The organism is Moraxella sp. CTOTU46711 (assembly GCF_031975715.1).
Lineage (GTDB): Bacteria > Pseudomonadota > Gammaproteobacteria > Pseudomonadales > Moraxellaceae > Faucicola.
The window spans coordinates 52,143-67,787 of the sequence record NZ_DALYMP010000003.1 but is presented as its reverse complement, the minus strand read 5'-3'; the positions used below and the strand labels follow the sequence as shown (position 1 = coordinate 67,787).

Here is a 15,645-nt window from a genome sequence, read left to right as displayed (position 1 = left end):
GGCGAGCGAATGATGGTAGAAATTAAGCGAAATTGTAGCCTAAATACAACCAAAACGCTATGACTCAAACGCTAACTACAGACCCATCAGCGCATGGCTTAGATAAACATAACTGGGATAAACATGACTGGGATGAAAATGCCTTAGGCAATAGTGAGGCAGTGGTGAAAAAACGAAATGGCAAAATACCCCGCCGAGTAATATGAGGCATAAAAGAATAAGGCATAAAAAAAATCGCCTAAACTCAAAGAGTGGCGATTAATTTTAACAAAGTAATTAGTGGTGCGCTTGGAGGGAGTCGAACCCCCGACCCTCAAGTTCGTAGCCTGATGCTCTATCCAACTGAGCTACAAGCGCTTAACTAATGTCTTCGTTTGAAGTGGGCGCTATTATAAGTTAGAGTGTTTATTTTGTCAAACTTTATTTTAAATAATTTTAAAATTAATTTTGATTCAATAAATGGCGGTGACGGAGGGATTCGAACCCTCGATACAGTTTCCCGTATGCAGCCTTAGCAGGGCTGTGGTTTCAGCCACTCACCCACGTCACCAAATTGGTCTTACTTATCTATAACACCGTACAATAATTTTAGTCAATGTCGCCATTAACCTCAAGTATTGTGGGTGGGCATTATAACAAACCAATCCAAATTTGCAAGACTTTTTAAAAAAATTATGTGAGAATAATTGCAGCACCTTGGCAGTGGCACCGTGACTACCTATAACCCAGTCGCTGTTTATGGCTCAGTCGTTATATGATAATCTGTTTGAAAGTAATGATTAAAAAAACCATTTAACCAATCCTTTATGAGGATTGATAACTAGCCTGTGAGAATCTTATGTCAACCCCTGCTACCCTTGCCCCTATTTTAGCACCCAGCATGACACTGCGCCCCACTGTATTGTGTTTTTCGGGGTTAGATCCATCAGGCGGCGCAGGCTTGCAAGCGGATATTGAGTCGATTGGGCAATCAGGGAGTCATGCAGCGATTGCCTGTACCGCAGTGACCGTTCAAAGTTCACAGCAAGTTTTTGGGTTTGAGGCATGCGCAAGTGAACTGGTAAGGGCGCAAGCACTAGCAGTGCTCAATGATTTGCCTGTCAAAGCGATCAAGTCAGGGATGCTTGGCACCACTGACAATATTGCAATGCTCGCGCAGCTTTTTATCGATGGCAGTATTGCAACAGGTACGCCATATGTGCTTGACCCCGTACTGGTGGCGAACAGTGGCGGTGCTTTAGGTGACAAAGACACTTTGGTGGCTGCCTTTGCCCAGTTGACCCGTTTTGCGACCCTGATGACCCCCAACAGCATTGAACTGCGGGATTTGACAGGCATCGACAATCTACACGCCGCCGCCAGAGATTTGTGCCAGCAAGGCGCCAAAGCAGTGCTAGTCAAGACGTCTCACGATAACCAAGCCTCTGGTATTGAGCAGTATTTATACGTTAATGACAACCAAACCTGCCGACTGGCATACCAAGCAATTTTGCCAAGACTGGCGGGTGAATATCACGGCTCAGGCTGTAGTCTAGCAAGTTATATCGCAGGTCGCTTGGCACTGGGTGATAAGCTTGTGACAGCGGTACAATGCGCAGATATTTGGACGCAACACGTGCTCAAAGTTGCTGACATTGTACACCCTCATGGTCAACGAATTCCCAAGCGCTTTCATTACAACTCAATACTAGGTTAGGTAAGCTAGTATGGGGTTATTATTGGAGTGGTCGATTGTTAAGACGTTGCTATTACAGTTAGGTGTGATCGCCCATTTTCTCATCACGCTTTGGCTAGTTGTGCGGGTTATTCAACAGCAGCGCCACCAAAGCGTGGCAATTGCTTGGATTGCGGTGTTATTTGCCCTGCCTGTTGTCGGCATCATCGGTTATATGTTATTTGGTGAAATCAATATTGGACACCAGTACCGTAAGCGCAGTTTGATGGCGCAAAAATTACTGCGTGACTTTGCTAACGCCCAGCAGATTGATTTTAATGAAATTTCCAAAAATTTAGACACCGAAGCATGGCAACTGAGCAATATCGCCCTATTAAAAACTGGGCTTGGCGTTTATGACCATCATACGCTGACGCTGATGACAGACGCTGACCATATTTTTGCCAGTTTATTAGCCGATATCCGTGCGGCAAACACGATGATTTTGCTAGAATTCTATATTGTGTCGCCACAAGGCCGGGTGATTGAGTTATTAGAAGCGTTGATGGAGGCTAGCCAGCGCGGCGTATCCGTGCATTTGCTGGCTGATAGCGTTGGCAGTCATGCGTTTTTTCGCAGTCAGTGGGTGCAAAAATTGAGAGATGCTGATGTCTTTGTGCATGAGTCGTTGCCCGTGGGTTTGTTCAAGACTATTGTCAAACGTATTGATATCCGCAATCATCGTAAGCTGGCTATTTTTGATAATTGCTATGGCTATACGGGAAGTTTTAATTTAATCGACCCCGATTTTTTCAAACAAAACGAGCATGTGGGCAAATGGATTGATGTCATGATACGGGTGGAAAGTCATGATACTGTCAATTCGGTGAAAGCCATGTCACTAGTCACGACCACGGATATCAGCGCAGAAACCAACGCCAATTTTTCCGGCCTTAAAAAAATCGTTAATCGTTTTACCAAGTCGCTGTATATTGGCACCCCAAAGCTGCATCATCGCAAATTACAACGCGTGGCTAACTCTCGCGAGGTACTTAAAAAAGCTAACACTGGTGTCGCTCAGCCGCCCCTGCTTAACATTTTGCCGCTGCAAAGCGACCAACAAGCTTACCCATCGGTAAGTCAAGTCAGCTTGCAGCTTATTCCATCGGCGCCAGAATTAACGGGACATGTCATCTACGAAACCTTGGTATGTGCGATTTTTGCCGCCAAAAAACAAGTGGTTATTACCACGCCCTATTTTGTGCCAGATGATGCGCTGCTGCTCGCTATCACTACCGCTGCCAAGCGTGGGGTCAAGGTGATTTTAAATGTACCCAAAAAAGTAGATTCGCTGTTGGTGCGGTTTGCCTCACAAGCTTATTTTGAGCCGCTGTTGTCAGCAGGGGTGCAGATTTATCTGTTCAATGCAGGCTTGCTACATGCCAAGATTTTGTGCGTGGATGACGATTATTGCTTGTTTGGTACCGTCAATATGGATATGCGCAGTTTTTATCTGAATATGGAGGTGAGTATGGCGATTTATAATCGTACCATGACCCAGCAAATGCTTACTTGCCAGCATGAATACCTGCAACAAAGTGAGCCATTACAGCGCGATGGATGGCAGCAACGTAGCTTTGGGGCAAAATTCTTGGACAACGCTATTCGCCTGTTTAGCCCACTGCTTTAAAGCTTAATCATTTAATCGTCGTTTGGGAAATACTATAGGGTTAATAAATAAACACCTACGGTTTGCACCAAGGTTTCTAGCAAAATAATCAAGAAAAACCCCAGCATAGGTGCCAAATCAAGCATACCTGTGGCAGGTAATACTTTGCGAAATGGCTGAATAATTGGCTCACTAAGCAAGGTGAGCAGGCCAAAAATTGCTGGCATTTTTTGGGTAAAAAGCATCACCCAACCCCCGATAAACGAGCCAATAATGATGTACTGACACATTCTTAAAAAATCAATCAGCAAGGTCACCGCCGCCACAAAAAACATCATGACGGGTGAAAAATGCCGCGATAGATAATCAACCATGGCTAAGTTCACCTCTGGCATATAGAACAGCCCAATATTTTGACTATCAACGCGCATCATGCCAAGCACGCCCCAAATAAAAATCATCCGCAGCAAAAACAGCAGCACCAAACTTGCGGTATTGATTCTGCCATCGCCAAGGGTTGGGAAAATACGTCCAAACACATCGACAATGCGTGTCATACGATAAATGGGTTTGGCAAACGCATCTTTTGCAGTAATGCCAGCAAACTGCAGCATAAATCGAAAGAAAACCAGTATCATCGCCGCCCCGACGACGATATCAAACAACCCTGCCAAAAGATTAGTCATGCCCTGTTTTTATCCTTATTTGCTGCTTACACACTTGTTAACGATGAGCGGTTAAGATAGTCAATTAAAATTTGCCGTTGTAGCCAATGTTATAGCCAAATCAAGTTATTTGCCAAACGCTTGGCTGAGCTCACGCGAGCGCTGCTCACATGCTAGCATGGCATCGGCGATAATTTGATGCATTTGTTTGTCATCCATCACTTCAATTGCCGCTTGGGTAGTCCCATTGGGCGAGGTCACTTTGCGACGTAGCTCAGCTGGCGTATCATGACTGGTCAATGCCATTTGCGCTGAGCCCAATGCCGTTTGCATTGCCAAAGCCGTTGCTTGGGTTTGGGTCAGCCCCAATTTTTCACCCGTGGCAATCATGTTTTCTAACATATAAAAGAAATACGCAGGCGCTGACCCTGAGATAGCAGTCACGGCGTGCAGTAGGTCTTCGTCATCTACCCATAACACCAGTCCTGCCGCAGACATCACTTGCTGCGCGAGTTGCTGCTGCGCCTCGCTAACTGCTACTGTCGCATACAAGCCTGTGGCACCCATTTGAATCATCGCAGGGGTATTTGGCATCGCTCGCACTAGTTTGACTTGCGGTCCCAACCATTCGGCTAAACTATCGGTACCAATCCCTGCGGCAATTGAAATAACCACTTGCTCGCCCCAGCTGTCTTTGACTGGTAGTAGCACATCTTTAATGACCTGCGGTTTGACGGCTAGCACGACTACATCAGCTTTTTCAATAGCATGCTTGGTATCATCGATATTGCTCGCATTGTAAGTATTTAACCCTTTGGCTTGAAAATCCGCTAACTTCTCAGCATCGGTTTCTACCACATGCAGTAGGCTACTTGGCTGACCTTTTGCTAATAGCCCTGCAATTAGCGCCGATGCCATATTACCGCCACCAATAAAAGCGATGTTAAGAGAAGTTGTGGTTGCCATAGATGTCCTTTGTAATCATTTTTTGTAGGGTGACGAAAGCAGTTAAAGGGTTCGCCCTCGCTATTATTCGCAAATAAGTCTACCATACCTACTGCAAATTTTGATGACAAATTTACAGCGTTAATTGGTGTACATGGCGCAAATTCAAGGGATTATTGCTGGTTTGATAGCCTTAGTCCATGATAGCCTCAGTCCATGATAGTCTTAAATCAATGAGACTTACTCTCAAGACTGTCTGTCCAAACCAAGTGCCACGGACAAGGCGCTTGGGTAGCCAAATTCAGCTCACTGGCATCTGCCAGCCAAACACTGATATTCGGCAATAATAAAGCCAACCGTTTTGGTATTTGGGATGCAATGGGTGCCTTTTCTTTGTTGTCATGCATGATGACCACTTTGGCAAATTGTCGCTCCCAGCTAGGAATATCAAATCGTTGGCACAGTTTTTTAAACGATTGGTGAAAAGATTGTGACAATAATTGAAAAGACTCATTTGGCAACACGGCTCTGCTAGCAAGCGACAATTCTAGAGATAGCCCCACAGATAATCCCAAATCAGCAGTCAAATTGGCTAATACCTTGTTATCTGACTTGCCATGAATCGCCTTCACATAATCGGTATCAAGGCGGTATAACGTATCGCGGTATTTTCTAATTTCAATTCCCTGCCACTGCAAAATCGCTTGCTGGTCTGTTTGCGCTAATTGTAGTAACTGCTCAATTTGTGCAATCCATTGCCGAGTGGGGGCAAATTTTTGCGAGCCTTTGACCCAATGATGCAATAGGTTAAAGCGTCTGGCTTGGCTAAATGATTTTAGATTGGGAATATGCAAACATTGTTGATGACTTGTCCAGCCATTTGACCACTGGCATAGCGCCAAATCTTGTTGATATTGCTCCTCGACTATGTGATGCGCTTCGGTCAGGTTTTGCTGGGTGCGGGTGATATTTTGCACTACTTTATGAAAGCGCTCATCAAGGAGTGGCAAAATCTGATTACGTAAAAAAGCGCGCTGATTAGTTACGCCAAAATTGGTAGGATCATCGACATAAGGGATGTGTTGCGCTGCTACAAAGTCGCTAATCTCATCACGCGTTACCCCGAGCAACGGACGCCATAACCAAATGGGTGTGCCAAATTCGTGTTGCACCCCAAACGCCGTCATGCCTGTTAGCCCTGCCAACCCTGTCCCTTGGCATAGGTGCATCAACAAGGTTTCGACTTGATCGTTAGCGTGATGCGCCAAGGCAACAATGGCATTTTCGCCTGCAATCTGTATGATGGCATGATAGCGGGCAGTTCTGGCTTGTTGTTCATTGACTTGTTGTTCATTGGCTTGTTGTGTGCTCGCTTGTTGTTCTGGGCTGATTGTGCTGCCGGCTGCATAAACTTGCTGCGATTGCCAATCGATGCAAACGCTGTCATAGTCGATGTGGTGCTTGTGGCAATAGGCTTCTACGAGTTGTTGCCAGTCATCACTGATTTTTTGCAATTTATGGTTGATATGAATCACATGAATCGGTAGTTGTAGCTGCTGACAGGCGAACAGTAATGCCATCGAGTCTCGCCCGCCACTGCACGCAATATAAATTTTAGTGGCAGCCTTGGGTTGCGGGTTGATATGGGTTTGATAACTTTGCTTAATCGCTTCAATGACAGGTGACATAGGGACAGATGACATAAGGATAGACGACATATTGCTCAAGCTCATGCGGCAAGAGAAAAACCAGAGGATAAAACAAATGCGATAAAATAATGGGCGCCTCAATAAACGCCCATGGGTCATTAAAATAGGTCAAATCACTGAGAATTAAGCAGAGGCTTTTGGTAAGGACACCGTAGAATTAAAGCTCATCAGTTTTTCATAGCGTTGTTGCAGACGCGTTTGCTCATCAAGCTTTACCAGCGCCGCTAGCTGTTGCTCAAGCGTGGCTTTAAGGTTGGTCATAGCCACATCGCTGTTGATATGCGCGCCCTCACCTTCCTCAATGACTTCATCAATCAAGCCAAGTGATTTTAAATTTGCCGCACTGAGTTTCAATGCCTCACTGGCTTGGGGCGCTTTTTCAGCCGTTTTCCATAGAATCGATGCACAACCTTCAGGCGAAATCACGGAATAGATGCTGTTTTCTAGCATATTGATACGATCAGCGACGCCGATCGCCAAGGCACCACCTGATCCCCCTTCACCGATTACCGTGGCAATCACAGGCACATTTAATGATGAAAATACCGCAATACTTTGGGCAATCGCTTGGGCTTGACCACGCTCTTCTGCACCCACGCCAGGATATGCGCCTTGGGTATCAATAAAGGTAAACACCGGCAATTTAAACCGTTCTGCCATTTGCACCAGTCTAACAACTTTGCGGTAGCCTTCTGGGTTCGCCATACCAAAATTGTATTCAATACGCTCACGGGTGCTGCGACCGCGATGTTGACCAATCAGCATGACAGGCTGGTCGTTAAACATCGCCATACCCCCCAAAATCGCTTTGTCATCGGCATACGCGCGATCCCCTTGCAGCACATCAAATTCCGTGAACAGCTGGTTGGCATAATCCAAAAATAATGGTCGTTTTGCATGACGTGCAAGCTGTACTTTTTCCCAAACACTCATTGTCGTTATTCCCTTGTTTTATTACAACTATTGTCATCTCAATATCGTATGACAGACCTAAACGCTTAACTTTATTTAAAATTTAAAAATTTGCTTAGCTGTTTATTTAACTCTTTACTTACCCAATAGCTGGCTCATAAGTGGTAAGGGATAAGCTCATGCCCCACTTTTGCCAAATATCAATTTCATCTTGCAAATCTGATAGCACAAGACTTGCATTATCATCGGCTAAATTTACCGAAACTTCCCAAGTATGGTTATCTTTAGCCGCTAGGTGAATCGGTAGCGTATCATGTTTGCTACGGCTGTGATGCACCAGTACCGCTAGGCGTAAAATCAAAGTTAAATACACCAGATTGTCACCGCCGACCATTTTGACTTCATCAAAACTATCTGGTTTTAATTTACGGCGATGGTGCATCACGAGCTGCGACAAGCGTGTTTTATCGACTTGTGAAAACCCGTCAATATCCGAATTTTCTAGCAAATAGGCACTGTGCCTGTGATAGCTACTATGGCTGATGGCAAGACCAATTTCATATAGATAGGCACCACGACGAAGTAAATCTGCGTCTTCTTCATCAAGCCCCAAGCGATTTCTCACTTGGTCAAACAGCTGCTGGGCGGTACGTACCACACGTTTTGCTTGTTTTCTATCGACCGAATAACGCGTCATCAAGGCTTGTACACTGCGATCGCGCACATCTTCACTGGCAAAACGCCCAAGCATGTCGTACATGACGCCTTCACGCAGCGCACCATCTGAATAAGAGATGGTATCAATGCCCAAAACATTCATCGCTGCCAACAGCACTGCGACACCAGCCGGCAACACTGCTTTACGAGTGTCTTTAATATCGGCAAAATCAATATTGTCGATATGCTTTGCTTTAATCAGTAATTTTTGGATTTCTTTGACACCGCTGTAAGTCACACGAGCATTTTCATCGGCAAGTCCAAGTTGCAGCAAAATTTGATTGACCGCTTTAATCGTGCCGCTTGAGCCCGTGACACTGTCCCAGCCCGTTTTTTGATACAAGCGGCTAATGCCAAGCACTTCTTTTCTCGCCGCAGCAATCGCTTTTTCAAACGCTTTTTCGGTGATGGCGCCGTCAGTAAAATAGGATTTGGTAAAGGCAACACAGCCCATCTGTAGGCTTTCGGTCAAAATCGGGTCAAAGCCTTTACCAATAATAAACTCCGTTGAACCACCCCCAATATCAATCACCAAGCGTTTGTCAGTACTGGCATTGGTATGAGAAACCCCCAAATAAATTAGACGCGCTTCTTCTCGCCCAGCAATGACTTCTAAGGGTTTGGGTAAAATTAAATTGGCTTGTCGAATAAATTCATCCGCATTCTTGGCTTGGCGCAGGGCATTGGTAGCCACAATCCGTAACCGCTGTGGTGAAACAGCGTCTAGTCGTCCGACAAAACGGGTCAAACAATCCAGCCCGCGTTTTTGTGCCTCAAGCGACAAATAGTTGTTTTCATCAAGTCCAGCGGCAAGCTGCACTTTTTCTGACATTGATGCTAATTTTCGTACTTCCCCATGGTCCAACCGCGCGATGGCAAGATGAAAGCTATTTGAGCCAATATCAATGGCGGCCATAAGTTCGTTGTTAGCAAGTAAGTCAGGCATATTTCACTTAGTGTTGGTTAAAGTCAATAATTCGATTAGACACCATTTTACGCATTTTCCCCACTGAGTAAAAGCCATTTTATTGCAACTACCATTTTTGCCTCCCCACATACCTGTCCATCAGTGAAAAAAATTGACTTTAATATTTTCTAAAAACTTCTATCATTACAATCATTTAGATACAATTAATTAGATACCATTAATGTTTCTTATCATAACTATCAAAACAATTAACCATAGCCATACCCTGTTTTGGGGTTGTGTTATGCTAAGATGACCCTATCATGATAATCACTATAAAGTAATTTGCCGTTGGGTGTCCGTTTAATAGATTTCATTATCCTATCATTGTTTCTATCACTGTTTGATTGTATCCAATATTAAGATTTTTTTATTAGGCAAAAACAAGCACTGGGCAAAAACAAGCGTTTGGGTCATTACTTAACCGTAATCCAAAACCTAACAGTTAACAACATCAACACGTAGGAGTTACTATGTCTTCAGTTATTCATGCCGATGAAGGTACTTTTGAAAAAGCAGTACTACAATCAGATACCCCAGTATTGGTCGATTTTTGGGCAACTTGGTGTGGTCCATGTAAAGCCATCGCCCCTGTATTAGACGAGCTTTCTTCAGAATATGAGGGTAAAGCGCGAATCGTTAAAATCGACGTTGATCAAAATCCAAACCTAGCCGCACAATATGGTATCCGTAGTATCCCTACCTTATTTATGTTTAAAAACGGTGAAAAAGTGGATGCCACTATGGGTATGCAACCAAAAGCCCAATTGACTGCCCTTATCAACAAACACCTATAATCGCTAGGTTAAGAATCACTAGCGTAGGTTAAATTGAATTTTTATATTGGTAACGGTGTATTTTTTTATAGTTACCAATGAGATTCGCCGCGATTTTGATACTTATCAGTAAAAAAAATCGCGGTTTTTTATGTCGATACATTGACAAATGAATATGTCAAGTCGTATAGTGTGTTTCACAAAATAACTATCTTATCGATATGCTTAACGTCACGTTAGCAGGCATCTACTATTATTTGGTCTAGTAATTGGTATTGTCTGTGTGCAACGCTTAGTTAATCATTTCAAACGTTTCTAGTTTTTTCTCTTTATATTCTCTTCACCCCTACTGTCTTAAAACGATGCAGCGCCTTTACTCGACTCACGTTTTTAGGTGGTTCAAAATTAGTTATTGATGATTTACCTATGAATTTGACTGAACTCAAAAAAAAATCGATTGCTGAATTGTTGTTGATTAGCGAGCAAATGGGTCTAGAAAACATGGCCCGTAGTCGCAAACAAGATATCATTTTTGCTATTTTAAAGACCCATGCCCGAAACGGTGAAGCTATCTATGGGGATGGCGTGCTTGAGATTTTGCCCGATGGCTTTGGTTTTTTACGATCGTCGGAAGGCTCTTATCTAGCGGGCCCCGATGATATCTATGTGAGTCCGAGCCAAATTCGCCGTTTCAATCTCAAGACGGGTGACTCTATCGCTGGTACTATTCGCCCACCCAAGGATTCTGAGCGATATTTTGCCCTATTAAAAGTCAACGAAATCAACTTCGACACCCCAGACCGCTCTCGCCACAAACTGATTTTTGAAAATTTAACCCCACTTTTCCCCACGCAGCAGCTTCGCTTAGAACTCGGCAACGGTACCACAGAAGACTTAACCGGCCGTATCATTGACTTGATTGCCCCGATTGGTAAAGGACAACGCTCGATTATCGTCGCTCCACCAAAAGCGGGTAAAACCGTACTGCTACAATCTATCGCGCAATCCATCACCAAAAACAACCCGGAATGTTATCTCATCGTGCTGCTTATTGACGAGCGTCCTGAAGAAGTGACCGAGATGCAGCGCACGGTGCGTGGTGAAGTGGTCGCATCGACCTTTGATGAGCCGCCAGCCCGTCACGTGCAAGTCGCCGAAATGGTGATTGAAAAGGCCAAACGCTTGGTTGAGCACAAACAAGACGTGGTGATTTTACTCGACTCCATTACGCGTTTAGCCCGCGCTTACAATACTGTGTTACCCTCATCGGGTAAGGTATTGACGGGTGGTGTTGATGCCAATGCGCTAGAACGTCCGAAACGCTTTTTTGGTGCCGCGCGTAATGTCGAAGAAGGTGGTAGCTTGACCATTATTTCAACCGCTTTGATTGACACAGGCAGTACCATGGATAAGGTGATTTATGAGGAGTTTAAGGGGACAGGTAACCAAGAAATTACCCTTGAGCGAGACATTGCCGAAAAACGGGTATTCCCTGCCATCAATATCAAAAAATCGGGCACTCGCCGCGAAGAGCGGTTGATGGATGAGGCGATGCTACGCAAAGTCTGGATTCTGCGCAAACTGCTACACCCCATGGATGAACTACAAGCCACGGAGTTTTTGCTAGAAAAACTTAAAGACTCAAAAACCAATGATGAATTCTTTGAGCAAATGACGCGTAAAGATAAATCTTAATCATGTTAACTCATAATCACGTTAACTTAGCCGACTCATAAAAATAAAAAAGCTCAACCTTGTGTTGAGCTTTTTGTTTGCATCTTTTTTATTGGCGTGCTTTGGGCTTAAATCGCACCGCTACTTAAATTGCACCACTAAAAGTATCGCATTGGTTGATATCACCCGATTTTAGACCGCGCGAAAACCACGTCATACGTTGTTGACTGGTACCATGGGTAAAGCTATCAGGGACAGCGGCACGACCACTGGCTTGGGCCAAACGGTCATCACCGATTTGCTCCGCCGCATTAATCGCTTCTTCAATATCGCCTTGCTCTAAGAATTGAACACGTTGTTGGTTACGGTTTGCCCAAACACCGGCAAAACAGTCCGCTTGTAGCTCTTGACGCACTGATAAATTGTTGGCTTGTGCTTCAGTGGCACGGCGACTGGCTTCATCCACTTTTTGGCTAATACCCAATTGATTTTGTACATGGTGACCCACTTCGTGAGCAATCACATAAGCCTGTGCAAAGTCACCCGCTTTACCTTGGTTTTGTGTATCACCTGAGCCATTTTGGTCACCTGTAATACCCAATTTTTGGCGCATTTCTTGGAAAAAACTGGTATCAAGATAAACGCGTTGGTCAGCAGGACAATAGAAAGGACCTGTGGCTGAAGAAGCGTTACCACAACCCGAACGCACCATGCCATTAAATAATACTAATTTAGGCTGTTGGTATTGCATATTGTTTTCACTAAAAATTTTACCCCAAACTTCTTCTGTGTCTTTTAACACCACTGAGGCGAATTTTTGGTCGCGATCAGCCGTTTGCTGGTCAAGGGTTTGTTGACCACCACTATTGCCACCTGTGATTGCAGAACCTGTTTGCATAGCAGTCATAGGATTCATACCAAACACCAGCCACAAAATCAATCCAATGATAATACTACCGATACCGCCGCCCACGGCTTTACCGCCGCTGACTAATACATTTGAACTACCACCACGATCTTCCCACTTCATACCAATACCTCCTTAAATATTGTCTTGCTTTTATAATATGCTCATATAGTTTGCTTATTTTGGCATTGTAGCATTTTGCCTAAAATTTACTGTATGAAATCGTATTCTTATACAGATTTTTGACAATAAACCCTAACAATATATTACTAATGTAACTTATTATTACCTATCTAAATTCTGCCAAACCTGATTAAAATTAACCATTTATTACGATAAAAATTTATTTTTTAGGTATTGTTTAATCCAGTACTGGAAATAGAAAAAATTTTGTAAATTTACAAAAATAAAGATATCCTTACCAGATTTTTATGCGTATAATACGTCATTTTCTGCGAAAAGCTAAAAAAGATATCTTTTTCGTACGATATTAATGAGTCTAAAAAGTTGTATTTGTGATTGCGGTGTTATTTTGTTACAACCTTTTATCAGATTTATTATATTTTTTTATGCGAAAGTTATTCTATCTTGACTAAGTTTCCGCTACAATATTGCCAGTTTCATGTCCCGTGTGTCTTTAATTCTAAATAAACTCTTTATTTAGAGTATCGTCGAGTGAATACGGGGTTATTTTCTTTAGGAGAACACGTAATGAACGTTAAATTAATCGCTGTATCAAGTTTAGTTGCTGCATCTTTAGCTATGACTGCATGTAGCAAAAAAGAAGAAGCTGCACCAGCTGCTGCCTCTACCACTGCTTCAACTACAGTTGCTTCATCAACTACTACTACCACTGTTGAAGCTTCTGCACCAGCAGTAACTGCATCTGCTGCAACTGTTAACGCTTCTACTGTTGTAGTAGAAACTGCATCTGCTGCTGCACCAGCTTCAGCTGCTGCTGACGCTGCTAACCAAGTTGCTGATGCTGCCGCTTCTGCTGCTGCAACTGTTGCTGACGCTTCTGCATCTGCTGCAAAATAATCAGTTTTTTAAACTGAACAAAAAGGAAACCTCATCGGTTTCCTTTTTTTATGCTTAAAAATTTTATGGTTAAAGATTTTGTGTGGCATAAAATTTTTAACATTATTTAGATTTTAAAAAAGTGGGTCATTGCCCACTTTTTTAGCTCTATAACTTTGTTAGCCAGCTGATTTTTTAGCTAATTAATTTTTTAACTAAGGGACTTTTTGGTTAAGTGACTTTATTGTTTAACAGGGGTGGCTGGCATAAACTGTGCTTGGTTGACGTCAGTGCCGTTGGCTTGATGCTGCGTTTTTAGTGATTTTGCCACTTCAGGCGGCATATAATTCTCATCATGCTTTGCTAATACTTCGCTTGCTACAAAGGTATTGCCTTCAAGCGCGCCTGTTGCTACCACGCCCGAACCTTCGGCGAATAAATCTGGCAAAATGCCTTTATACGATACCGGTACGGTGGATTTAAAATCGGTGATTTTAAATTTGACATTGAGTGGGTCTTTGCTATCTCGCTCGACACTACCACGCACAACCATGCCCCCTGCTCGGATACGGGTATCTTCAGGTGCCTTGCCTTGACTAATGGCTGTGGGGTCAAAATAATAGTCGGTTTGTTGTCCTACCGCATAAATCACAAGGACGACGGCAATGATTGCGCCAAATAAGGTTGCCATCACCCACATTAATTTTTTTTGTCGTACTTTATTCATCGCTTTTTTTCATCTCACTTTTGATGAACCAAACCCTATGGGGATACTTGTTTATTATAACACCGATTAGGGCGATAAATACTATTATCCGCTACCCTTAGCCGTACGCTGATGACGCTGTTGCTGGCGCGCCTGCTGGGTAGTGATATCTCGGTAGGTCGCTTTACGCTGACTACGACTAAAAAAGACGAGCGCGACAATGCCTAGTAAAGTCAGTAGCCAAGTCGACCACACATAGCTACCATGCCCACCCATGGCGATAAACTCGGCAAAATTATGAAAATACGGGCTCATTGGTCACCTCAGGTTTGGATTTAGGTTTATATAATGGATTGATGCCATAGGATTGAAGCTATCGCTAGTTAAATGGCGATACTTTACGTCAGTAGGGAGGCTTTAACGATAACACTTTAGCGATATAGCCGTTTGCATTCATCAATCACCCACTGTTTGCTACTTTCACGTTGCAAAATCAAGGTATTGGTACGATAGATGGTCAGCGCAGCTACCAAAAAATAACTGCCTAACATCATCAGCAACAGCGGAATATACATATCAGGCGGCATTTTTGGACGCTCAGTTACGGTAAATGTCGAGCCTTGGTGTAGGGTGTTCCACCAGTTGACAGAATATTTGATAATCGGCAAATTAACCGCACCGACAATCGATAAAATCGCCGCCGCTTTACCACGACTGGCGGTATGCTCAAATGCAGCAAATAGCGCCATCACGCCTGCGTATAAAAACGCCAAAATCAGCATAGAAGTGAGACGCGCATCCCATACCCAGTATGTGCCCCAAGTAGGCTTTGCCCAAATCGAGCCTGTGAGTAGACTTAACACACAAAGCATGAAGCCTATCGGCGCAATCGCTTGGGCAACCAAATTTGCGGTTTTAATTTTCCAGACCAAAAAAATCACCCCCAAAATTGCCATGCCCAAATAAATTGACATGGCTAGACTGGCAGTGGGGACATGGATAAAGATAATGCGATAGCTATTGCCTTGCAAATAATCGGGTGGCGCAAACGCTAAACCCCAAACGGCACCCACCGCCAATGGCAGCGCAGCAATGACAGCTAAGTATCTCACCCAAGGGGCAAAAATACGATAAAACTCTTTGGTGCCAACAGTTTTAAGAAACCCTTGCCAAAGGCGAGAAAAAAAGCCAGTTTTGCCAACGTTTGGGGTAATTTCTGCCATGGAATGCGCCTTGCTTTTTTTTCTAAAATGAATGTAAGCCATCAACAATAAGATATTTGTTCGCTTATTTTACTGGTATTTGGGGATTTTTTCATCTAAAA

At 43.6% G+C, this 15,645-nt stretch carries 15 protein-coding genes and 2 tRNA genes; 6 read left to right on the top strand and 11 right to left on the bottom strand.

The window, feature by feature from the left end:
* Positions 1–59 precede the first annotated feature (59 nt).
* Positions 60–206: a hypothetical protein gene (locus tag RTJ53_RS06030; protein ID WP_312276270.1), complete on the top strand. Its 147-nt coding sequence runs from the start codon at positions 60–62 to the stop codon at positions 204–206.
* 74 nt (positions 207–280) lie between these two features.
* Here the strand turns inward: RTJ53_RS06030 and RTJ53_RS06025 are convergent.
* Positions 281–357: transfer RNA gene (locus tag RTJ53_RS06025), tRNA-Arg, on the bottom strand.
* A 103-nt stretch (positions 358–460) separates the two neighbouring features.
* Positions 461–550 (bottom strand) — tRNA-Ser (locus RTJ53_RS06020).
* Positions 551–886: 336 nt separating this feature from the next.
* On the opposite strand from RTJ53_RS06020, the gene RTJ53_RS06015 reads away from it, so the two are divergent.
* Both RTJ53_RS06015 and RTJ53_RS06010 read left to right on the top strand, forming a co-directional pair.
* On the top strand, positions 887–1,696 hold the full coding sequence (locus tag RTJ53_RS06015; protein WP_312276410.1) for a hydroxymethylpyrimidine/phosphomethylpyrimidine kinase: 810 nt from the start codon (positions 887–889) through the stop codon (positions 1,694–1,696).
* A 10-nt stretch (positions 1,697–1,706) separates the two neighbouring features.
* The gene (locus RTJ53_RS06010; RefSeq protein WP_312276269.1) at positions 1,707–3,344 is read left to right on the top strand and encodes a phospholipase D-like domain-containing protein; all 1,638 of its coding nucleotides are present in this window, start codon (positions 1,707–1,709) and stop codon (positions 3,342–3,344) included.
* A gap of 32 nt (positions 3,345–3,376) precedes the next feature.
* On the opposite strand, the gene RTJ53_RS06005 is transcribed toward RTJ53_RS06010, so the two are convergent.
* From RTJ53_RS06005 to RTJ53_RS05985, 5 genes are all read right to left on the bottom strand, one after another.
* Positions 3,377–4,009: a YggT family protein gene (locus tag RTJ53_RS06005; RefSeq protein ID WP_312276268.1), complete on the bottom strand. Its 633-nt coding sequence runs from the start codon at positions 4,007–4,009 to the stop codon at positions 3,377–3,379.
* 105 nt (positions 4,010–4,114) lie between these two features.
* Positions 4,115–4,954, bottom strand: a complete 840-nt coding sequence (gene proC, locus RTJ53_RS06000) for a pyrroline-5-carboxylate reductase (RefSeq protein WP_312276267.1) — start codon at positions 4,952–4,954, stop codon at positions 4,115–4,117.
* 209 nt (positions 4,955–5,163) lie between these two features.
* Positions 5,164–6,651, bottom strand: a complete 1,488-nt coding sequence (gene tilS, locus RTJ53_RS05995) for a tRNA lysidine(34) synthetase TilS (protein WP_312276266.1) — start codon at positions 6,649–6,651, stop codon at positions 5,164–5,166.
* A 114-nt stretch (positions 6,652–6,765) separates the two neighbouring features.
* Positions 6,766–7,575, bottom strand: coding sequence for an acetyl-CoA carboxylase carboxyltransferase subunit alpha (locus RTJ53_RS05990; protein WP_312276265.1), 810 nt, complete (start codon positions 7,573–7,575; stop codon positions 6,766–6,768).
* 118 nt (positions 7,576–7,693) lie between these two features.
* Complete coding sequence (locus RTJ53_RS05985; protein WP_312276264.1) at positions 7,694–9,217, bottom strand: Ppx/GppA phosphatase family protein; 1,524 nt, start codon at positions 9,215–9,217, stop codon at positions 7,694–7,696.
* A gap of 494 nt (positions 9,218–9,711) precedes the next feature.
* Here RTJ53_RS05985 and trxA point away from each other — a divergent pair, with 494 nt between their 5' ends.
* A complete protein-coding gene (gene trxA, locus RTJ53_RS05980; protein WP_036589854.1) occupies positions 9,712–10,035 on the top strand; it encodes a thioredoxin in 324 nt (107 codons plus the stop codon).
* A 405-nt stretch (positions 10,036–10,440) separates the two neighbouring features.
* A complete protein-coding gene (rho, locus tag RTJ53_RS05975) occupies positions 10,441–11,709 on the top strand; it encodes a transcription termination factor Rho (RefSeq protein ID WP_007117155.1) in 1,269 nt (422 codons plus the stop codon).
* A 124-nt stretch (positions 11,710–11,833) separates the two neighbouring features.
* Here the strand turns inward: rho and ypfJ are convergent, their stop codons facing one another.
* Complete coding sequence (gene ypfJ, locus RTJ53_RS05970) at positions 11,834–12,718, bottom strand: KPN_02809 family neutral zinc metallopeptidase (protein ID WP_312276263.1); 885 nt, start codon at positions 12,716–12,718, stop codon at positions 11,834–11,836.
* A 588-nt stretch (positions 12,719–13,306) separates the two neighbouring features.
* Here ypfJ and RTJ53_RS05965 point away from each other — a divergent pair.
* A complete protein-coding gene (locus RTJ53_RS05965) occupies positions 13,307–13,636 on the top strand; it encodes a hypothetical protein (RefSeq protein WP_312276262.1) in 330 nt (109 codons plus the stop codon).
* A gap of 220 nt (positions 13,637–13,856) precedes the next feature.
* Here RTJ53_RS05965 and ccmE read toward each other — a convergent pair whose 3' ends face one another.
* The 3 genes from ccmE to RTJ53_RS05950 form a co-directional block, all read right to left on the bottom strand.
* Positions 13,857–14,342, bottom strand: coding sequence for a cytochrome c maturation protein CcmE (ccmE, locus tag RTJ53_RS05960; protein WP_312276261.1), 486 nt, complete (start codon positions 14,340–14,342; stop codon positions 13,857–13,859).
* Positions 14,343–14,426: 84 nt separating this feature from the next.
* The gene (gene ccmD / locus RTJ53_RS05955; RefSeq protein WP_135889747.1) at positions 14,427–14,636 is read right to left on the bottom strand and encodes a heme exporter protein CcmD; all 210 of its coding nucleotides are present in this window, start codon (positions 14,634–14,636) and stop codon (positions 14,427–14,429) included.
* Between the two features lie 116 nt (positions 14,637–14,752).
* A complete protein-coding gene (locus tag RTJ53_RS05950) occupies positions 14,753–15,544 on the bottom strand; it encodes a heme ABC transporter permease (RefSeq protein ID WP_312276260.1) in 792 nt (263 codons plus the stop codon).
* Between the last annotated feature and the right edge of the window lie 101 nt (positions 15,545–15,645).